This is a genomic window from Variovorax sp. YR566 (assembly GCF_051992195.1).
Lineage (GTDB): Bacteria > Pseudomonadota > Gammaproteobacteria > Burkholderiales > Burkholderiaceae_C > Variovorax.
Map to the genome: position 1 here is coordinate 1,899,269 of NZ_CP197092.1, position 18,417 is coordinate 1,917,685.

Sequence of the window (18,417 nt, forward strand, 5' to 3'; positions counted from 1 at the left end):
AACCCGAGGGGGCTTTGTGAGGGTGGGCGCGGACCCAAAGAAGAAGGGGCCCATCGGGCCCCTGAGAAAACTTACTTACCCCGACGAACCCGCCGGATCTCATCCAGGATCAGACAGATCGCCCCAAGCGTGATCGCACTGTCCGCAGCATTGAAAGCCGGGAAGTACCAGTTCCCAGCATGAAAGCTCAGAAAGTCGACGACATAGCCGTGCATCATCCGGTCGACCACGTTCCCGATGGCCCCGCCCAGGATGCAGGCCATGGCGAACGAAAACAGCTTCTGCCCCGCGTGCGACTTCAGCATCCACACGATGAACACCGCAGCCGCCACGCCGATGATCGTGAACAGCCAGCGCTGCCATCCCGAGTGATCCGCGAGGAATGAAAAGGCGGCCCCCGTGTTGTGCGCGCGCACGACGTTGAAGAAGCTCGTCACGTAGGTCGCGTCGCCGAGCTTGTAGTAGCCCAGGATCAGCGTCTTGGTGAACTGGTCGATGATCACGATGATCACCGCCAGCCCGAGCCACGGCCAGATGCTGCCGCCGCGCGAACGCGATGCAGAAGACATGGAGCGGGTGGCGGCCATCAGGCAACGCTCCGTGATTCGCCGGCGCCGAACAGGTTGCTCGTGCAGCGCCCGCAGATCGTCGGGTGTGCCGCATCGTGGCCCACGTCGTCGCGGTAGTGCCAGCAGCGCTCGCACTTCTGCGCGGCGCTCGGCGTCACCACCGTCGACAGCGCTTCACCGGCGGCCAGTGCAATGGCCGAGGTGATGAAGACGAACTTCAGGTCATCGCCCAGCGAGCCCAGCAGCGCGAAGTCGTCGGCAGGCGCCGTCAGCTGCAGATTGGCCTGCAGCGACGAGCCGACCTTGCCTTCGGCACGCACCGCTTCGATGTCCTTGTTCACCGCATCGCGGATCTCGCGGATGCGGCTCCACTTGGCGAGCAGGGCTTCGTCGGGCGCGGCGAACTGGCTGTAGGTTTGCGCGAAGATCGATTCGCCCGGCTTGCCGGTGCTCACGAACTTCCAGGCTTCCTCGGCTGTGAAGCTGAGGAACGGCGCCATCCAGCGCAGCATGGCTTGCGAGATGTGCCACAGCGCCGTTTGAGCGCTGCGGCGAGCCAGCGAGCCCGGGGCCGTCGTGTAGAGCCGGTCCTTCAGGATGTCGAGGTAGAAGCCGCCCAGGTCTTCCGAGCAGTAGATCTGCAGCTTGGCCACCACCGGGTGGAACTCGTACACCTTGTAGTGCGCGAGGATCTCGGCCTGGAACTGCGCCGCGCGCGACAGCGCATAGCGGTCGATCTCGAACAGCTGGTCGAGCGGCACCGCATCTTTGCCAGCGTCGAAGTCGCTCGTGTTCGCGAGCAGGAAGCGCAGCGTGTTGCGGATGCGGCGGTACGCATCGACCACGCGCGCCAGGATCTTGTCGTCGCCAGCGATGTCGCCCGAATAGTCGCTCGCGGCCACCCACAGGCGGATGATTTCCGAACCCAGCTTGTTGCTGATTTCCTGCGGATCGATGCCGTTCTTGAGCGACTTGCTCATCTTGATGCCCTTGGCATCGACCGTGAAGCCGTGCGTCAGCAGGCCCCGGTACGGCGCGCGGTCTTCCAGCGCGCAGGCGATCAGCAGCGACGAGTGGAACCACCCGCGATGCTGGTCGTGGCCTTCGAGGTACAGGTCGGCTTCAGGCCCCGTGTCGTGGTGCACGGCGGGGTGCGTGCCGCGCAGCACGTGGGAGAAGGTCGAGCCCGAGTCGAACCACACTTCGAGGATGTCGGTGCTCTTCGTGTAGTGTGGCGCGTCTTCGGCACCGAGGATCTCTTCGACTGTGGCGCGGCTCCAGGCCTCGATGCCGCCCTTTTCGACGATGTCGGCGGCCTGGTCGATGATCTCCATCGTGCGCGGATGCAGTTCACCCGAATCCTTGTGCAGGAAGAACGGGATCGGCACGCCCCAGCTGCGCTGGCGGCTGATGCACCAGTCGGGACGCCCGGCGATCATGTCGTGCAGGCGCGCCTTGCCGTTCTCCGGATAGAAGCTGGTCTGCTCGATGGCGTCGAGCGCGGTCTGGCGCAGCGTCTTGGGCGCCTTGTCCTTGGTGAACACGCCTTCGCCTTCGTCCATGCGGATGAACCACTGCGCCGCGGCGCGGTAGATCACCGGCGTCTTGTGGCGCCAGCAGTGCGGGTAGCTGTGGGTGATGGTCTCGCTTGTCAGCACACGGTTGGCGTCGCGCAGCGCGGCGATGATTTCCGGCACGGCCTTCCAGATGTTCTGGCCGCCGAACAGCGGGAAGTCGGCCGCGTAGCTGCCGTTGCCTTGCACCGGGTTCAGGATGTCGTCGTACGCCACTCCGTGGGCGATGCAGGAGTTGAAGTCGTCCACGCCGTAGGCGGGCGAGGAGTGCACCAGGCCCGTGCCGTCGGTGGCGGTGGCGTAGTCGGCCAGGTACACGGGCGACAGGCGCTTGTAGCCGGCATCCACGTCGTACAGCGGGTGCTCGAATTCGAGGCCGCCGAGCTTCTCGCCCTTGACCGTGGCCAGCACCTTGCCGTCGAGCGCATAGCGCGTCATGCACATCTCGACCAGCGAGTTGGCAAGGATCAGCAGGCCGCGCTCGGTGTCGACCAGCGAGTACTCGAGGTCGGGGTTCAGGTTGATCGCCTGGTTGGCCGGGATGGTCCACGCGGTGGTGGTCCAGATCACGGCGAAGACGTCGCCGAGGATCGTGTGGTCGGTGCCGAAGGCCTTGAGCACCTTCTCGCGCTCGTGCGCCTTGAAGGCCACGTCGACGGTCTGGCTCTTCTTGTCGGCATATTCGATTTCGAACTCGGCCAGCGAGGAGCCACAGTCGAAGCACCAGTACACCGGCTTCAGGCCGCGATAGACAAAACCACGCTCGATCACGCGCTTGAACGCGCGCAGCTCGCCGGCTTCATTGGCGAAGTCCATCGTCTTGTAGGGATGGTCCCACTCGCCCAGCACGCCCAGGCGCTGGAAATCGACCATCTGCTGGGCGATCTGCTCGGTGGCGAAGGCGCGGCTCTTGGCCTGCATCTCGTCGCGGCTCAGGTTGCGGCCGTACTGCTTTTCGATGGCGTTCTCGATCGGCAGGCCATGGCAGTCCCAGCCGGGCACGTAGAGCGCGTCGTAGCCTTCGAGCTGGCGCGCCTTGGTGATCATGTCCTTCAGGATCTTGTTCACCGCATGGCCCATGTGGATCTGGCCGTTGGCGTACGGCGGGCCGTCGTGCAGGATGAACTTGGGCGCGCCGTGGCGAGCGTCGCGCAGGCGGTGGTAGCGGCCTTCGTCGTTCCATTCCTTCACCCAGCCCGGTTCGCGCTTGGGCAGGTCGCCGCGCATCGGGAAGGGGGTGTCGGGCAGGTTCAGCGTGGAACGGTAATCTTTGGGGGAAGCAGCGTCAGACATGTTGGGGTGCGAAACAGGGGGCTTCGACAGGCTCAGCCCGAACTGCATGAAGCGTGTCGGTGCGGGAGGTAAAGCCGTTCGCCCTGAGCTTGTCGAAGGGCGGCAGCACGGTGCGTGCAGGGCTAAATTCGGTCGCGCGTGGTCTGGCGGTGGGTTTCGGCGTGGGTCGATGCAAAGAACGCGCGCGCGTCGCGGCCATCCTTCGCGATGCCCGCAGTGAGGGCCTCGAGGCTGGTGTAGCGCAATTCGTCGTGCAGTTTGTGCAGAAGTTCCACGCGGACGATTTTACCGTAGGCCCCTTCGGCGCCCAGATGGGAGGGCCACTCCAGGCAATGGGTCTCCAGCAAAACACGCCCGGCGTTGACGTCGTTGGCGTCCAGCGAGGGGCGCACGCCGAGGTTCGCCACGCCCGGCAGCGGCTGGTTAGCCAGGCCGTGCACCAGCACCGCGAAGATGCCGCTGGCGGCCGGCTTCCAGTGCTTGAAGCGCAGGTTGAGGGTGCGAAAACCGTCGTCCTTGCCCGGTGCCGAGGCGCCTAGCGCCCGGCCGAGCTTGCGGCCATGGACCACGTGGCCGGAGATGGTGTACGGCCGCCCGAGCAGTGTCTGGGCGTCGGCCATGCGGCCTTCGGCCAGCGCTTCGCGCACGGCGGAACTCGAAACCCGCAGGCCGTGCACTTCGTAGCTGTTCATGCGTGCCACGTCGAAGCCGCGGGCATCGCCGGCCGCATCGAGCATGGCGTAGTCGCCGGCCCGCTTGGCGCCGAAACGGAAATCGTCGCCCACCAGCACGTAGCGCGCGCCCAGGCCGTCGACCAGCACCTCCTGGATGAATTCCTCGGGCGACCGGGAGGCCAGCCTGCCGTCGAATGGCAGCACGATGGTCTGCGCCACGCCGCAGGCAGCCAGCTCGCTGAGCTTGTCTCGCAGCGTGCCGATGCGTGCCGGCGCAAGGTCGGGTTTCTTGGTGATGGCGGCGAAATAGTCGCGCGGGTGGGGCTCGAAGGTGAGCACGCAACTCGGCAGCCCGCGCTGGCGGGCCTCGGTCTGCAAGAGCGCGAGCATGGCCTGGTGGCCACGGTGCACGCCGTCGAAATTGCCAATGGTGAGGGCGCAGGCAGGAGCTACGCCCGGGTGCCGGAAGCCGCGAAAAACCTGCATTGGTGAGTATCTTTTTGATAGCGCCTTTCGCCCGTCAAATGGGCGAATCAGGCCGATTTGTCACAAAGCCGGTATATTGTGACGTAGTGCGTTGATTGGCGTCGGTCTTCAATGCGCTCCGTGTCCCTGGTCTTTCCGTGTTCTCTCACTTTTCGAGGAGGCGTGTGTGAAGGTCTTGAAGCTGTCGGCCCAAGGGCTGCCCCAGTCATGGATTTCGCTGGAACAGGCGGTGATCCACTATGCGGCGGACGAAGTTCGCTGGGAAGTGGGCGCGCAGGTGGCGGTGTTCCGTGGCGGCCACAACGCGATCACGGGCGAGCAGTCGCAGATTGCGATCAACAGCATCATCGGCACCAAGGGCGTGCCACGCATCAACCCCTTCGCGCAGCGGCCCGGGCTCACCAACAGCAAGTTGTTTTCGCGCGACCGCAACATCTGCGCGTACTGCGGCGGGCATTTCCACGAAGACGAGCTCACGCGCGAGCACATCATTCCGTTCGCCCAGAAGGGCATCGACACCTGGATGAACGTGGTCACGGCCTGCAAGCCGTGCAACCACCGCAAGAGCAGCCGCACGCCCGAACAGGCGAACATGCCGCTGCTGTACGCGCCCTACGTGCCCAGCCTCTGGGAAGATTTCATTCTGCGAAACAGGCGAATCCTCGCCGACCAGATGGAGTTCCTGATGGCGCACCTGCCGCAAAGCTCGCGGCTGCACGACACCTAGCTTCAGCGCTTCCAGTCGGGCGGGCGCTTCTCGATGAAGGCCTGAACGCCTTCCAGCGCGCTCTCGTCCATCATGTTGCAGGCCATGGTCTGGCTGGCGTCGGCCAGCGCGGCCTCGATGCCGGTTTCCAGTTGGCGGTAGAACAGGGCTTTGCCCAAAGCGAGCGCCTGGCGGGGCTTGGCAACGATGCTGGCCACCAGCGTCTCGACCGCAGCGTCGAGTTCTCCGGGCGGTGCCACCCGGTTGACCAGCCCCTTTTCGCGCGCTTCCTGCGCGCTGATGAATTCACCCGTCACCAGCATCTCGAAGGCTTCCTTGCGGCCGAGGTTGCGCGAGAGCGTGACGCTCGGCGTGGCGCAGAACAGCCCCACGTTCACGCCGCTGACCGCAAAGCGCGCCTCGCTCGACGCCACAGCCAGGTCGCAGACCGCGACCAGCTGGCAGCCTGCCGCCGTCGCGATGCCGTGCACGCGCGCGATCACCGGCACTGGCAGCTTCTGGATCGACAGCATCATCGCGCCGCAGCGTTCGAACAGCTGCTGGTAGTAGTCGAGCGAGGGCTCGGCGCGCATTTCCTTCAGGTCATGGCCGGCGCAGAAAGCCTTGCCAGCAGCCGCGATGACGACGGCGCGCACGGTCTCGTCGGCCGCGATCTCGCCGAGCGCCTGTTCAAGCGCGCCCAGCATGCCTTCCGAGAGTGCGTTGAACGACGCCGGCCGGTTCAGCGTCAGCGTGACCACGCCGCGCTCGTCGCGCGCCTGCAGGACGAAGGGGGTGTCCGTGTCGGTCATGGCCGCCTGTGCCTCAGTAGGTCAGCTCGAGCACGGTCGTGTGTTCGCTCGCGGCCGGCCAGGTCAGGCCCGTGATGCGCTCGCCATTGAATTCGCCGCTCACAGCGCGCGGCGCGCCGCCGCCCTCGATGCGCAGCCGCGATGTCGACACGCCCGACCCCTTCGGCGGCACGCCGGCCGGCGGGCTCTTGCCATCGAAGCGCATGGTGTCGCGCTGTGCGTCGAAGTAGCCGCGCGGGCGCGTGAACACGACGACGGCACTGGCCCCGTTGTCGGCGGGTATGACGCGCTCCGGCCGCAGGTTCACGACGCTGCTGCTGCGCGGGAACGGGCTGCGGTAGATGTGCGTGGTGCCGTAGCTGGGCGTGGCCAGGACGAACTCGTAGGCTGCGTCGCCGCGCGCCTTGAAAGGGCCCCAGCGACCATCGGCGCCGACTGACTTGGTGAAGACGGCTTCGCCGAGTCGCGCGCCAGTAGCTGGGTCGATGGCGTACACGGTCACCTTCGCACCGTTCAGAGAAAGGTTTTCCGCGCCGATCGCACGGCCGTTGAGCACCACATCTGCCTCCGCCGCGACATCCGTGCTGCGCGGCGCCTGCCCGGTCAGGAATTGCCACGTCGCAGCGAATGCGGCGGGCGAAAACGAAGTCTCCCGGTGGTCGACACGCGGCAGCACGATGTTGGTCGCGCCCTTGAGCGCCGGCCCGTCGAAGCCGATGTTGGTCGGCTTGCCGGGCGCGCCGATCCACACGCCGTCGGGCTGTGCGTACTTGTCGTTGTTGTCGGAGCGCAGGGTCATCCATTTCACGCCCGGCGTGACTTCTTCGCCGTTCGCTCCTTTCGGCGCATTGAGCTGCTGCATGAAACCTGACAGCCCCGAGAACTCGTTGTTCTCGCGGAAGCCCTTCACCGCCCAGATGCCGTGCGCCGGATTGCCGCCCAGCACAACGTGGCTCACGACTGCTGCGCCGCCGCCGTTCTGCACGTAGTTCCGGATGGTGTTGCCGCCACGCGAGTTGCCGATCAGCACGACCTTGCTGGCGCCCGTCACCTTCAGCACCTTGTCGACTTCAGCCTTGAGGAACACCGCCGACTCGCCGGTCGAACTGCGCCCGGGCTGGGCCACGGCGTCGTCGTCGCGCGCGACCGGATTGGGTTGGTCGACCGTGAAGAGCCGGTCGCGCGGCCAGCCGTTCGACTCGAAGCGCCATATCGTCGTCTGCCAGAGCGCGGCCGAGTCGCCGTTGCCGTGCATGAACACGATGGGTGGGCGCTCGGTGTACGAAGGCGTAGGGGAGGTGGCGCAGGCGGTCAGCATGGCTGTGGCGGCTGTCCCTGTGACGGCCATGGCAAGAAGAAGGGTGCGGCGGGATTGCATGTTTCGTTCCTGGGTTCCTGGAGTTCTGGGTTCCAAGTGAAAACGCCCGCCGGCGCGAAGGCGGGCGGGCGTTGGATGCTAGGGGAAAAAGTCCGTCAGGCGAAGACGCCAGCCGTGTCCTGCATGCGGGCCGACACTTCACCCAGATGGTGCAGCGTGTCGCCGAAGGTCATTTCCATCTGCGTGAGCTTGCGGAAGTAGTGGCTGCCGATGTATTCGTCGGTCACACCGATACCGCCGTGCAGCTGCACCGAGTTGGCGGCCACATAGCGCATCGACACGCCGAGCTGGTACTTGGCGCGGGCCAGCGCCTGGCGGCGCTCGTCGGCCGGGGCGTTGAGCTTGAGCGTCGCGTAGTAGCTCATCGAGCGCGCGAGTTCGAGCTGCATCTTCATGTCGGCGACGCGGTGGCGCAGCGCCTGGAAGGTGGAGATGGCCACGCCGAACTGCTTGCGCTGGTTCATGTAGTCGATGGTGACGGCCACGGTCTTGTCCATCACGCCGACGGCTTCGGCGCAGGTGGCGGCAATGCCGACGTCCACGGCGTACTCGAGCGCGGCCAGGCCGTCGAGTGTGACCAGCGTGGCGTCGGCCTTGTCGAACACCACTTCGGCGGCACGGGCGCCGTCCTGCGTGCCGTAGCCGCGGGCTTCGACACCGCTGGCGCTGCGCTCGACCAGGAAGAGGGCGATCTTGCCGTCGACCTTGGCGGGCACGAGATAAGCGTCGGCTTCGTCGCCCACGGGCACCACGCTCTTGGCGCCGTTCAGCGACCAGCCGGTGCCGGTCTTTGCTGCGTGCGCGTCGCACACGTCGAGGCGGTAGCGTGCCTTGCGTTCCTGGTACGCCAGCACCACGATGGCCTGGCCGCCCGCGATGCGCGGCAGCCAGCTGTCCTTGGTGTCGGCAGCGGCATAGCCGCTGAGCACGGCACCGGCGATCAGCGTCTGCGCGAAGGGCTCCAGCACGATGCCGCGGCCCAGCTCTTCCATGACGACCATGCCGGCCACCGGGCCCATGCCCAGGCCGCCGTCGTCCTCGCTGATGTAGAGGCCGCCCAGGCCGAGCTCGGCCAGTTCGTCCCAGGCCTCGCGAGAGAAGCCACCCTTGGCCTCGATGCCGCGGCGGCGCTCGAAGTCATAGCCCTTGTCGACCCACTTGCGAACGGCGTCGCGCAGTTGTTCCTGGTCGTCGGAAAAATTGAAATCCATGTGCGTGTCTCCTCAGCCCAGAACCGTCTGCGCGACGATGTTGCGTTGCACTTCGTTCGAGCCACCGTAGATGGTGGTCTTGCGCATGTTGAAGAAGGTCGACGTCAGCGGCGCGAGCGCCGGGTTGCCGCCCGGGAAGTTGCCTTGCCAGCCGGCTTCCATCGCTTCGCGGATCAGCGGCAGCGAATAGGGGCCGCCGGCCAGCATCATCAGTTCGCTGTAGCGCTGCTGGATCTCGCTGCCGCGGATCTTGAGCAGGCCGGCCACGTCGAGCGAGTTCTTGCCCGAGGTGGCGGCGGAGAGCACGCGCAGCACCATCATCTCGAGTGCGACGATGTCGACTTCTAGCTTGGCGATCTCGTCGCGGAAGCGATGGTCTTCGTAGACGCCTTCGCTCCTGGCGATGCGCTTCAAGCGCTCGAGCTCGCGCTTGGCGCGGTTCACGTCGGCGATGTTGGTGCGTTCGTGCGAGAGCAGGTGCTTGGCGTAGGTCCAGCCCTTGTTCTCTTCGCCGATCAGGTTCTCGGCGGGCACTTCGACGTTGTCGAAGAACACTTCGTTCACTTCATGGCCGCCGTCGAGCAGCTTGATCGGGCGCACGGTGACGCCGGGCGACTTCATGTCGAGCAGCAGGAAGCTGATGCCGGTCTGGGGCTTGCCTTCGTTGCTGGTGCGCACGAGGTTGAACATCCAGTCGCCGTACTGGCCGAGCGTGGTCCAGGTCTTCTGGCCGTTGACGATGTACTTGTCGCCTTTGCGCTCGGCCTTTGTCTTGACAGACGCCAGGTCGGAGCCCGAACCGGGTTCGCTGTAGCCCTGGCTCCACCAGACTTCGCCGCTGGCGATGCCAGGGAGGAAGCGCTTTTGCTGCTCGGCATTGCCGAAGGCCATGATCACCGGTGCGACCATCACGGGGCCGAACGGGACGATGCGCGGTGCGCCGGCGAGGGCGGTTTCTTCCTCGAACAGATGGCGCTGGACGGCGGTCCAGCCCGGGCCGCCGAACTCGGTGGGCCAGCCGTAGCCCAGCCAGCCCTTCTTGCCGAGGATCTTGGCCCAGCCTTGCAGATCGTCGCGCGTCAGTTCGAGCGCGTTGTGCACCTTGTGCGAAATCTCCTTGGGGAGGTTTTCTTTGACCCAGGCGCGAACCTCTTCGCGGAACTTCTGTTCTTCGGGTGTGAAGCTCAAATCCATGCGTGCCTCGCTGTGTTGATCGGTTCACCGCAGACGCGGTGTGTCTCCGGAACTGCGAGTTTTAGCACGGTCGTGCTGTGAATCGGTGTCCGCGCGGCGACAAGACACGCGCCACGGATAATCCCGCCTCCCATGAAGAACATCGTGATCCTGATCTCCGGCGGCGGCTCCAACATGGCGGCCATCGTGCGCGCCGCCGAGCGCGACCGCTGGGCCGAGCGTTTCGGCGCTCGCATTGCCGCAGTAGTGAGCAACAAGGCCGAGGCCGGCGGGCTGGCGATCGCCAAGGCCCACGGCATCGACACCGCGGTGGTCCCGCACAAGGATTTCGCCTCCCGCGAGGCCTTCGACGAGGCGCTGGCGAAGGTGATCGACGGCTATGCGCCAGCGCTGGTGGTGCTGGCGGGTTTCATGCGCATCCTGACGCCGGGCTTCGTCGGCCGCTATGCAGGTCGGCTGGTGAACATCCATCCCTCGCTGCTGCCGGCGTTCCCGGGGCTCCATACGCACCAGCGCGCCATAGAGGCGGGCTGCAAGGTGGCGGGCGTGACGGTCCACCAGGTGACCACCGAACTCGACCACGGGCCGATCCTGGCGCAGGCCGTCGTGCCGGTGCTGCCCGATGACACCGCCGCCACCCTGGCCGGGCGAGTCCTGGCGCAGGAACATCTGTTGTATCCGCGTGCCATCGCCGGATGGTTGTCAGATACATTGAGTCACAAACCTTAAAGTTGTTTATATTCGCGGGTTTTCGGGAGTCCAGAAAGTGAAAACCAAATCGTTGCTGTTGGCCGTTGCCGGCGCTGCCCTGATGGCGGGCTGTGCCGCTCCGGCGCCCGCGCCCGCCCCGGCACCTGCGCCGCCGCCTGAACCGGTCTACCAATGCAACGCAGATGGCGCCCGCTTTGCCGTAGGCCAGCCGCTGACGCCCCAGCTCGAAGCCGCCGCCCGCGTGCGCTCGGGCGCCGGAATCGTGCGAGTGCTGAAGCCTGGCGATGCGGCCACGATGGAACTCAATGGTGGACGGCTCAATCTCGATGTCGACGCCCGCGGGCGCGTAACGGACGTCCGCTGCGGTTGATGGAATGCGGATTGCTACTGAAAAGGTAGCAATCTTTTGAGTCAGGACGGGCGTGCGCAGCCTGGCTGGCTAGATCGGAATAAATCTTCGCCGGGGCACGCCGTCAATCTCGACGGTTTCGCTGAACATGGCGGCTGGCCGGACCCAGAGGCCATGGGCGCCATACAGGGCGCGGTACAGCGTCATCGGCTCCAGCGTCTCGCTATGGCGCACGGTGCCGAGCACTTCGTATTCGCCGCCCTTGTAATGGCGGTAGCGGCCGAGGGGCGTTTCGATCAGGGGAGGGAGGTCTTCGTCGTTCAACGGGGCTTCTTTCTTCAAAAACTGTCGGGGCTTGATTTGACGGGAGTCGGATGGATCGCGCTGATTTTGTTCACCTGGTTCGACTGAGCGAGCATGCCAGTGCGGACGACAGTGCGCGCTATCGACGCAGCGTCGCGGCCTTTGCCGCGCTCGGCTACCTGTGGGTGCTGGGCTGCCTCGGGCTCTCGGTGGGCCTCATCGTCTGGGTGCTCTCCTCGATCGGGGAGGTGCGATTCAACTTCACACGGGGCTGGCTGCTGCTGTTCGCCGCGGGCCTGCTGTGGGCCACGTTGCGTGCGCTCTGGGTGCGCTTCGACGAGCCTGAGGGCATCGAGCTCCATCGGGAAGACGCGCCGGCACTCTTCGAGGCGCTGGACCGCATTCGCAGCAAGATCAAGGGGCCGCCGGTCCACCATGTCTATCTCGACGACGAATTCAACGCCAGCATCCGGCAGGTGCCGCGCTTCGGGCTGTTCGGCGGCGCGGTCAACTCGCTGAGCATCGGCCTGCCGCTCTTGATGATGCTCGACCGGCGGCGGCTTCTGTCGGTGCTGGCGCACGAGTACGGCCACCTCCGCGGCAACCACGGCAAGCTGAGCGCGTGGATCTACCGCACCCGGCTGTCGTGGCTCAAGCTCGACGCCAACCTGCAGCGCAACGAAGGCGTGATGGCGCTGTTCTCGCAGGCCTTCTTCCGCTGGTACTTCCCGCGCTTCGCGGCCAAGACTTTCGCGCTGGCCCGCCAGGACGAGTACGAGGCCGACCGCATCTCGGGCCGGCTGCTGGGCAGTTCCGTGGCGGCGGCCGCGCTGACCGAGATCGCGATCAAGGGCAATTGGTACGCCAACGAATTCTGGCCGTGGCACTGGGCTCGCGCCGAGCACGAGCCGCAGCCGCCGGGCCCGTTCGCGGCCCTGCGCAAGCGCGTGCGCACGCCGCCCGGCGACGACTTCGCGCGCCAGGCGTTGCGCGAGGCGATGCGCCGCGTCAGCGACCTGGAGGACACCCACCCGGTCTTGCGGGACCGCCTGGAGGCGCTCGGCCAGAAGGCGGCCATGCCCGAGTGGTCGATGCGTCCGGCGCTCGAATTGCTGGCCGACCGCAAGAAGTGGATCGAGTATTTCGACAGCCAGTGGCGCCGCGCCCATGCCGCCGACTGGAAGCAGCACCACGCGCACCGGGCGCGCATCCGCGAGCGCATCGCGGTGCTGGCCGCGCGAGGCGAGCGCAACACGCCGGACGAGATGGTCGAATGGGCCGATTCCGAGCGGCGGCTTGACCCGGCAGCTCCTGTGCGCTTGCGCTACGAGAGCGCCCTGCAGATCGCGCCGGAGCATCCCGGCGCGCTGCGGGGACTGGCCCAGATGCTGCCCGCGAGCGATCGCGAGGCGCGCCTTGCCGTGCTCGAGCGCTTGCATGGCTCCGGCGCGGCCAGCCGGTGGTGGGCGGCCAGGAGCGCCGTGGCCTCGCTCGAAGATCCAGACGCGGGCCCGCACGATGAAGAGGCGCTGAAGTTGTGGCGAGGCCGCCTCAAGGAAGCAGAAGAGGCCGAGGAGCGCGCCTGGGAAGAGATCACCGGCACGCCGTTTTTCAGCCAGATCTCGCGGCACGACCTCAACGACTACGAGCTGGGCGAACTGCGGGCTGACCTCGTGCGTTGCCTGCCCGCCTCGCGGGCCTGGCTGGTGCGCAAGAACTTGCGCGAATTCCCGTGGCGCCGTGCCTACATCGTGTTCGTCGAACTGCCGGGGCTCGACGACGAAGACCGCTGGAACCTGTGTCGCCAGCTGGAACAGACCCTCACGCTGCCGGGGGCTGCGCTGGTGCTGTGGGCTGGTCATTCGCCGAAGCTGGAAGACATCGAACGGGAAGCCTTCGGGGCGGTCTGGACGCGCGGCGCATAGCCCTTCGGGGGCGGACAGGGCGGCGGCTGAGACAATCGGGGGATGCACCCCAAAGCCCTGTTGGAGGCCACCGCCGATCTGGTCGGCCTTGTCCTGAAATTCGATCACCCGGCCGACCAGGTCGTTTCGCGGTTCTTCCGCGACCACCGCGAGTTCGGTCCGCGCGAGCGCGCGACGCTTGCCGAAACCGTCTACACCGTGCTTCGCAAGAAGCTGCTGTTCGACCACCTCTCGCCCTCGGGCAGTGGCTCGAAGGAGCGCCGCATGGCGATCCTGGGCTTTCACGGCCCGCGCGACTTTTTGAAGAGCGCTCTCAACGACACCGAGAAGCGCTGGCTCGACAACTGCGACGCCGTCAAGCCGGATGATCTGCTGGAGCGTCATCGCCACAACCTGCCCGAGTGGCTGGTGGCCCCGCTGAAGGCGCAACTGGGCGATGGTTTCTGGCCGCTGGTCGAAGCCCTGCAACAGCCTGCGCCGCTCGATCTGCGCGTCAACGCGCTGACCGACAAGCGCGCGGATGTGAAGGCTGAGCTTGCCAAGGCTGCTATCAAAGCGGAAGCGACTCCGTTCTCGCCCTGGGGCTTGCGCATCGACGGCAAGCCGGCGCTGACCAAGCTGGATGCCTTTGTCCGTGGCGCCATCGAGGTGCAGGACGAGGGCTCGCAGTTGCTGGCGCTGCTGCTGGATGCCAAGCGCGGCGAGATGGTGGTCGATTTTTGCGCTGGCGCGGGCGGCAAGACGCTGGCCATTGGCGCGACGATGCGCAACACCGGCCGGCTGTATGCCTTCGACACGTCGGCGCACCGGCTCGACGCGCTCAAGCCGCGGCTGGCGCGCAGCAAGCTGTCGAACGTTCATCCGGCCGCCATTGCCCATGAGCGCGACGACCGTATCAAGCGCCTGGCGGGCAAGATCGACCGCGTGCTGGTCGATGCGCCCTGCTCGGGGTTGGGCACGCTGCGGCGCAATCCTGACCTGAAATGGCGCCAATCGGTCAAGTCGGTCGAGGAATTGACGGTCAAGCAGACCGCCATCCTGCAAAGCGCGGCGCGGCTCGTGAAATCGGGCGGCCGTCTGGTTTACGCCACCTGCAGCGTGCTGCCGGAAGAAAACGAGGCGATTGCGGAGGCCTTCGGCGCCGCCAATCCCGATTTCGTGCCCGTGGATGTGGCGGAATTGCTGCAGGGCCTGAAAATCGAAGGTTTCGAGGCGCTTTGCGCCGGCGGGGAGGGCGCAAAGCGCTACCTGCGCCTGTGGCCGCACCGCCATTCGACCGACGGTTTCTTTGCCGCGGTGTGGAACCGCAAATAGGGGCGGGACTCCAAACTAGGGTTAATCTGCGCTTTTCTTGAAGGTTTAAAGGCTTTGTTTTAGGCCTGCCGCTTTAAAATCGCGGGTTATCTGAAGGCTGCACCTTCGTGTGGCCATGGAGTACCTGACTCAATGTTGCTTCCTGACTCCGCCGTTTTGAACGCGGCCATCCAATGGCTCGGACACGGCCTGTGGGACATCGCATGGTGGCAAGTCGTGCTGTACACGCTCGTCACCACGCACATCACGATTGCCGCGGTCACGATCTTCCTGCACCGCACGCAAACGCACCGGGCCATGGATCTGGGCCCGATCCCGTCGCATTTCTTCCGCTTCTGGCTGTGGCTCGGCACCGGCATGGTGACGAAGGAATGGGTCGCCATTCACCGCAAGCACCACGCCAAGTGCGAAACGCAGGACGACCCGCACAGCCCGCAGGTCAAGGGCATCGACGAAGTGCTCTGGCGCGGCGCCGAGCTGTATCGCGCCGAGTCGAAGAACAAGGAAACGATGGAGCGCTACGGTCACGGCACGCCCGATGACTGGATCGAGCGCAACCTGTATTCGCGCTACAGCTGGCAAGGTGTGGGCCTGATGCTGGTGATCAACCTGGCGCTGTTCGGCACGCTCGGCATGGCCGTGTGGGCTGTGCAGATGCTCTGGATTCCCATCACCGCTGCCGGCGTTATCAACGGCATTGGTCACTACTGGGGCTATCGCAACTTCGAGGCGCCCGACGCCAGCCGCAACATCATGCCCTGGGGCCTGATCATCGGCGGCGAAGAGCTGCACAACAACCACCACACCTACCCGACTTCGGCCAAGTTCTCGGTCAAGAAGTACGAGTTCGACATCGGCTGGATCTACATCCAGGCGCTCCAGAAGCTCGGCTGGGCCAAGGTCAAGAAGGTGCCGCCGAAGATGTTGATGGGCGACATCCAGCCCGTGGCCAACGAGAAAACGCTCGAGGCTGTCATCGCCAACCGCTATGAGGTCATGGCCGGCTATGCGCGCGAAATGCGCCGCGCCACCAGCCAGGAACTGGATGCGTTGAAGACCAAGGGTGCCGACCTGTCGGTGCTCAAGGCCGCCAAGCGCTGGCTGCACCGCGACGACGACAAGGTGCCTGCTTCGGCTCGCTCGCATGTCGTGCAGGCCCGCGCTGCCCACCCGGTGCTCGACAAGATGGTCACGATGCGCGAAGAGCTGCGTCAGCTGTGGCTGAACACCTCGCAATCGCGCGAGCAGCTGGCGGCCGATCTGGCGGCCTGGTGCCATCGGGCGGAAGCCAGCGGCATTGCCGGGCTGCGCGACTTCTCGACCCGCCTGCGCGCTGCCCGCGCCTGACGGTTCCGCGCTCAATGAAAAAGCCGACCCCAGGGTCGGCTTTTTTGTGTCCGCCGTTCTTGCATTGCAAATCGACGGGCAACAAAAAACCCGCTGGGTTAGCAGCGGGTTTTTATTGGGAAAACCGGAGCCGAATTACTTCAGCTTGATTTCCTTGTATTCGACGTGCTTGCGCGCCTTCGGGTCGAACTTCATGATCGACATCTTTTCAGGCATCGTCTTCTTGTTCTTGCTGGTCGTGTAGAAGTGGCCGGTACCCGCGGTGGATTCCAGCTTGATCTTTTCGCGTCCGCCTTTGCTCGTTGCCATGTTTCAGCTCCTTAAGCTTGGCCGCGTGCGCGCAGGTCTGCGAGCACGGCGTCGATGCCGTTCTTGTCGATCAGGCGCAGTGCAGCGCTCGAAACACGCAGGCGAACCCAGCGGTTTTCAGTCTCGACCCAGAAACGGCGGTATTGCAGGTTCGGCAGGAACCGGCGCTTGGTTTTGTTGTTGGCGTGGGAAACGTTGTTTCCGACCATCGGGCCTTTGCCCGTTACGTCGCATACGCGTGCCATGAGGACACTCTTTCTTGAACAGCTGGCACCGGCGCAATCAGGGCGATTGCAGGGTGTTTTGCAGCTTGACCTCGCCAGAAACGGGTGGCGGTACCCCGACTTTGCCGCGGCTCGTGAGAGAGCCCTGTTTCGGCAAAGCCTCGGATTATAGCCCTTTTGGGGGCCGCATTGGCTACAGGGTGCCGTCCTGCTCCAGGAAGCGCTGGGCGTCGAGTGCCGCCATGCAGCCGGTACCAGCGCTCGTGATGGCCTGGCGGTACACGTTGTCCTGCACGTCGCCGGCGGCAAAGACGCCCGGAATGCTGGTCATCGTGGCAAAACCCTGCAGGCCCGAGCGGGTCAGGATGTAGTTGTCCTTCATCTCCAGTTGGCCCTGGAAGATGTCGGTGTTGGGGTGATGTCCGATGGCGATGAAGCAGCCCTTGAGGTCGATCTGCTCGGTAGCGCCGGTTTGCGTGTTCTTGATCCGGATGCCCGTCACGCCCGAGTCGTCGCCTAGCACCTGGTCGAGTTCGTTGTGCAGCTTCAGCACGATCTTGCCTTCGGCGACCTTCTCCTTGACCTTGTCGATCAGGATGGGTTCGGCGCGGAACTTGTCCCGGCGATGGACCAGCGTCACCTTGTTCGCGATGTTGGCGAGATAGAGTGCCTCTTCAACGGCCGTGTTGCCGCCGCCGATCACGCAGACCTCCTGCTCGCGGTAGAAGAAGCCGTCGCAGGTCGCGCATGCGGAGACGCCGCGGCCCATGAACTTCTGTTCGGAATCGAGGCCCAGATACTTCGCGGAAGCACCCGTGGCGATGATCAGCGAGTCGCAGGTGTAGGTGCCGCTGTCGCCGGTGAGGGTGAAGGGGCGCTTGCTCAGGTCGACCTTGTTGATGTGGTCGAACACGATCTGCGTCTTGAAGCGTTCGGCGTGCTCCAGGAAGCGCTGCATCAGGTCGGGGCCCTGCACGCCATGAACGTCGGCCGGCCAGTTATCGACCTCGGTCGTGGTCATCAATTGCCCGCCCTGGGCGATGCCAGTGATGAGCAGGGGCTGAAGGTTTGCGCGGGCTGCGTAGACGGCGGCGGTATAGCCGGCTGGACCGGAGCCGAGAATCAAAACCTTGGCGTGTTGGGAAGCGGACATGGGTAGAAAACCTAGGATATGCGCTGCGTCAGCGTGTACATTTTCAGGGTGGTAGCGATATATATGGAGTATCACTGCCCGGTTCAACACCGGGTGAACGGTGTTTTCAATGCGCGCGATTGTAGTAATCCATTGGCTTGCCCTCTGGGTCGCTCCGTGCGCTGTCTCAGGGATTGATAAATGTCGATGCTGTCCAACCTCGAATTGCTTCGGCGCGTTCCTTTGTTCGCGTCGCTGACGGCCACGCAGTCCGCCAGCATCGCGGACGCGATTATCAAGAAGCGCTTCAAGCGCGCAGAAGTCGTCGTGGAGCAGGGCAAGAAGTCCGATGCGCTGTACATCATCCTGACCGGGCGCGCACGCGTCACCAGCGCCGACAGCCGTGGGCGCGAGGTCATCCTTGCCACGCTGCATCCCGGCGACTACCTGGGCGAGATGAGCCTGATCGACGACGAGCCGCACTCGGCCACCGTGCGCACCGAAATCCAGTGCGATGTGCTCATGCTGGGCCGCGACGCCTTCGCGCGTTGCCTGCCCGAGAACTCCTCGATGGCCTACAACATCATGCGCGGCCTGGTGCAGCGCCTGCGCCATGCCGACCGCAAGATCGAGTCGCTGGCGTTGATGGATGTCTACGGACGCGTGGCCCGCTCGCTGCTCGAATTCGCCATCGACGACGGTGCCGGCAATCTCAAGGTGCGCGACAAGATCTCCCGCCAGGACCTGGCCAAGATGGTCGGTGCCTCACGCGAAATGGTGAGCCGCGTGATGAAGGATCTCGAAGAGCGCGGTTTCGTGCAGACCATGGATGACGGATCGATGATCGTCAAGGAACGGCTCCTGTCACTGGCTTGAGCCTCCGGGGCCGGGCCCGCCGTTACCGGC

Annotated in this window: 18 protein-coding genes; 7 read left to right on the plus strand and 11 right to left on the minus strand. The window is 65.2% G+C overall.

The genetic code is table 11. The features are described from left to right. Positions 1 to 71: 71 nt before the first annotated feature. The 3 genes from lspA to ACTG4X_RS08785 form a co-directional block, all read right to left on the minus strand. Positions 72 to 587, minus strand: a complete 516-nt coding sequence (gene lspA, locus ACTG4X_RS08775) for a signal peptidase II (protein ID WP_093048934.1) — start codon at positions 585 to 587, stop codon at positions 72 to 74. Next, the gene (gene ileS / locus ACTG4X_RS08780) at positions 587 to 3,436 is read right to left on the minus strand and encodes an isoleucine--tRNA ligase (RefSeq protein WP_093050340.1); all 2,850 of its coding nucleotides are present in this window, start codon (positions 3,434 to 3,436) and stop codon (positions 587 to 589) included. Before ileS ends, lspA begins: the two co-directional genes overlap by 1 nt. A 122-nt stretch (positions 3,437 to 3,558) precedes the next feature. Further along, positions 3,559 to 4,596, minus strand: coding sequence for a bifunctional riboflavin kinase/FAD synthetase (locus ACTG4X_RS08785; RefSeq protein WP_440533630.1), 1,038 nt, complete (start codon positions 4,594 to 4,596; stop codon positions 3,559 to 3,561). 166 nt (positions 4,597 to 4,762) lie between these two features. On the opposite strand from ACTG4X_RS08785, the gene ACTG4X_RS08790 reads away from it, so the two are divergent. After that, positions 4,763 to 5,323, plus strand: a complete 561-nt coding sequence (locus ACTG4X_RS08790; protein WP_093048940.1) for an HNH endonuclease — start codon at positions 4,763 to 4,765, stop codon at positions 5,321 to 5,323. 2 nt (positions 5,324 to 5,325) lie between these two features. Here the strand turns inward: ACTG4X_RS08790 and ACTG4X_RS08795 are convergent, their stop codons facing one another. The 4 genes from ACTG4X_RS08795 to ACTG4X_RS08810 form a co-directional block, all read right to left on the minus strand. Next, the gene (locus ACTG4X_RS08795) at positions 5,326 to 6,114 is read right to left on the minus strand and encodes an enoyl-CoA hydratase (protein WP_440533631.1); all 789 of its coding nucleotides are present in this window, start codon (positions 6,112 to 6,114) and stop codon (positions 5,326 to 5,328) included. A 13-nt stretch (positions 6,115 to 6,127) separates the two neighbouring features. Next, the gene (locus tag ACTG4X_RS08800; protein ID WP_440533632.1) at positions 6,128 to 7,492 is read right to left on the minus strand and encodes an alpha/beta fold hydrolase; all 1,365 of its coding nucleotides are present in this window, start codon (positions 7,490 to 7,492) and stop codon (positions 6,128 to 6,130) included. 95 nt (positions 7,493 to 7,587) lie between these two features. Then, positions 7,588 to 8,703 (minus strand): acyl-CoA dehydrogenase family protein, encoded by a 1,116-nt coding sequence (locus tag ACTG4X_RS08805; protein WP_440533633.1) that lies wholly within the window; start codon positions 8,701 to 8,703, stop codon positions 7,588 to 7,590. Positions 8,704 to 8,715: 12 nt separating this feature from the next. Next, positions 8,716 to 9,897 (minus strand): acyl-CoA dehydrogenase family protein, encoded by a 1,182-nt coding sequence (locus tag ACTG4X_RS08810; RefSeq protein ID WP_093048951.1) that lies wholly within the window; start codon positions 9,895 to 9,897, stop codon positions 8,716 to 8,718. 132 nt (positions 9,898 to 10,029) lie between these two features. Here ACTG4X_RS08810 and purN point away from each other — a divergent pair, with 132 nt between their 5' ends. Further along, positions 10,030 to 10,626, plus strand: coding sequence for a phosphoribosylglycinamide formyltransferase (purN, locus tag ACTG4X_RS08815; protein WP_093048954.1), 597 nt, complete (start codon positions 10,030 to 10,032; stop codon positions 10,624 to 10,626). Positions 10,627 to 10,663: 37 nt separating this feature from the next. Next, positions 10,664 to 10,978 (plus strand): I78 family peptidase inhibitor, encoded by a 315-nt coding sequence (locus ACTG4X_RS08820; protein ID WP_093048957.1) that lies wholly within the window; start codon positions 10,664 to 10,666, stop codon positions 10,976 to 10,978. A gap of 69 nt (positions 10,979 to 11,047) precedes the next feature. Here ACTG4X_RS08820 and ACTG4X_RS08825 read toward each other — a convergent pair whose 3' ends face one another. Beyond that, on the minus strand, positions 11,048 to 11,281 hold the full coding sequence (locus ACTG4X_RS08825) for a DUF1653 domain-containing protein (protein ID WP_440533634.1): 234 nt from the start codon (positions 11,279 to 11,281) through the stop codon (positions 11,048 to 11,050). Between the two features lie 50 nt (positions 11,282 to 11,331). Between ACTG4X_RS08825 and ACTG4X_RS08830 the strand changes: the two genes are divergently transcribed. The 3 genes from ACTG4X_RS08830 to ACTG4X_RS08840 all read left to right on the plus strand — a co-directional run bounded on the left by ACTG4X_RS08830 (position 11,332) and on the right by ACTG4X_RS08840 (position 15,846). Continuing rightward, a complete protein-coding gene (locus ACTG4X_RS08830) occupies positions 11,332 to 13,185 on the plus strand; it encodes a M48 family metallopeptidase (RefSeq protein WP_093075750.1) in 1,854 nt (617 codons plus the stop codon). Between the two features lie 42 nt (positions 13,186 to 13,227). Further along, a complete protein-coding gene (locus ACTG4X_RS08835; RefSeq protein ID WP_440533635.1) occupies positions 13,228 to 14,499 on the plus strand; it encodes an RsmB/NOP family class I SAM-dependent RNA methyltransferase in 1,272 nt (423 codons plus the stop codon). Between the two features lie 132 nt (positions 14,500 to 14,631). Then, the gene (locus ACTG4X_RS08840) at positions 14,632 to 15,846 is read left to right on the plus strand and encodes a DesA family fatty acid desaturase (RefSeq protein WP_093048969.1); all 1,215 of its coding nucleotides are present in this window, start codon (positions 14,632 to 14,634) and stop codon (positions 15,844 to 15,846) included. A 135-nt stretch (positions 15,847 to 15,981) separates the two neighbouring features. On the opposite strand, the gene rpmG is transcribed toward ACTG4X_RS08840, so the two are convergent. The 3 genes from rpmG to trxB all read right to left on the minus strand — a co-directional run bounded on the left by rpmG (position 15,982) and on the right by trxB (position 17,532). Next, positions 15,982 to 16,155, minus strand: coding sequence for a 50S ribosomal protein L33 (gene rpmG / locus ACTG4X_RS08845; RefSeq protein ID WP_007830291.1), 174 nt, complete (start codon positions 16,153 to 16,155; stop codon positions 15,982 to 15,984). An 11-nt stretch (positions 16,156 to 16,166) separates the two neighbouring features. Continuing rightward, a complete protein-coding gene (gene rpmB / locus ACTG4X_RS08850; RefSeq protein WP_007830293.1) occupies positions 16,167 to 16,400 on the minus strand; it encodes a 50S ribosomal protein L28 in 234 nt (77 codons plus the stop codon). Positions 16,401 to 16,572: 172 nt separating this feature from the next. Then, positions 16,573 to 17,532, minus strand: coding sequence for a thioredoxin-disulfide reductase (gene trxB, locus ACTG4X_RS08855; RefSeq protein ID WP_093075748.1), 960 nt, complete (start codon positions 17,530 to 17,532; stop codon positions 16,573 to 16,575). Positions 17,533 to 17,712: 180 nt separating this feature from the next. On the opposite strand from trxB, the gene ACTG4X_RS08860 reads away from it, so the two are divergent. Then, the gene (locus ACTG4X_RS08860; RefSeq protein ID WP_093048975.1) at positions 17,713 to 18,387 is read left to right on the plus strand and encodes a Crp/Fnr family transcriptional regulator; all 675 of its coding nucleotides are present in this window, start codon (positions 17,713 to 17,715) and stop codon (positions 18,385 to 18,387) included. Positions 18,388 to 18,417 lie beyond the last annotated feature (30 nt).

Excerpts from the sequence above, each read along its gene's own strand:
- ACTG4X_RS08795 (WP_440533631.1), bottom strand. The coding sequence starts at position 6,114 with ATGACCGACACGGACACCCCCTTCGTCCTGCAGGCGCGCGACGAGCGC.
- ACTG4X_RS08840 (WP_093048969.1), top strand. The coding sequence starts at position 14,632 with ATGTTGCTTCCTGACTCCGCCGTTTTGAACGCGGCCATCCAATGGCTC.
- purN (WP_093048954.1), top strand. The coding sequence starts at position 10,030 with ATGAAGAACATCGTGATCCTGATCTCCGGCGGCGGCTCCAACATGGCG.
- ACTG4X_RS08860 (WP_093048975.1), top strand. The coding sequence starts at position 17,713 with ATGTCGATGCTGTCCAACCTCGAATTGCTTCGGCGCGTTCCTTTGTTC.
- rpmB (WP_007830293.1), bottom strand. The coding sequence starts at position 16,400 with ATGGCACGCGTATGCGACGTAACGGGCAAAGGCCCGATGGTCGGAAAC.
- lspA (WP_093048934.1), bottom strand. The coding sequence starts at position 587 with ATGGCCGCCACCCGCTCCATGTCTTCTGCATCGCGTTCGCGCGGCGGC.
- ileS (WP_093050340.1), bottom strand. The coding sequence starts at position 3,436 with ATGTCTGACGCTGCTTCCCCCAAAGATTACCGTTCCACGCTGAACCTG.
- ACTG4X_RS08835 (WP_440533635.1), top strand. The coding sequence starts at position 13,228 with ATGCACCCCAAAGCCCTGTTGGAGGCCACCGCCGATCTGGTCGGCCTT.
- ACTG4X_RS08830 (WP_093075750.1), top strand. The coding sequence starts at position 11,332 with ATGGATCGCGCTGATTTTGTTCACCTGGTTCGACTGAGCGAGCATGCC.
- ACTG4X_RS08800 (WP_440533632.1), bottom strand. The coding sequence starts at position 7,492 with ATGCAATCCCGCCGCACCCTTCTTCTTGCCATGGCCGTCACAGGGACA.
- ACTG4X_RS08805 (WP_440533633.1), bottom strand. The coding sequence starts at position 8,703 with ATGGATTTCAATTTTTCCGACGACCAGGAACAACTGCGCGACGCCGTT.
- trxB (WP_093075748.1), bottom strand. The coding sequence starts at position 17,532 with ATGTCCGCTTCCCAACACGCCAAGGTTTTGATTCTCGGCTCCGGTCCA.
- ACTG4X_RS08810 (WP_093048951.1), bottom strand. The coding sequence starts at position 9,897 with ATGGATTTGAGCTTCACACCCGAAGAACAGAAGTTCCGCGAAGAGGTT.
- ACTG4X_RS08785 (WP_440533630.1), bottom strand. The coding sequence starts at position 4,596 with ATGCAGGTTTTTCGCGGCTTCCGGCACCCGGGCGTAGCTCCTGCCTGC.
- rpmG (WP_007830291.1), bottom strand. The coding sequence starts at position 16,155 with ATGGCAACGAGCAAAGGCGGACGCGAAAAGATCAAGCTGGAATCCACC.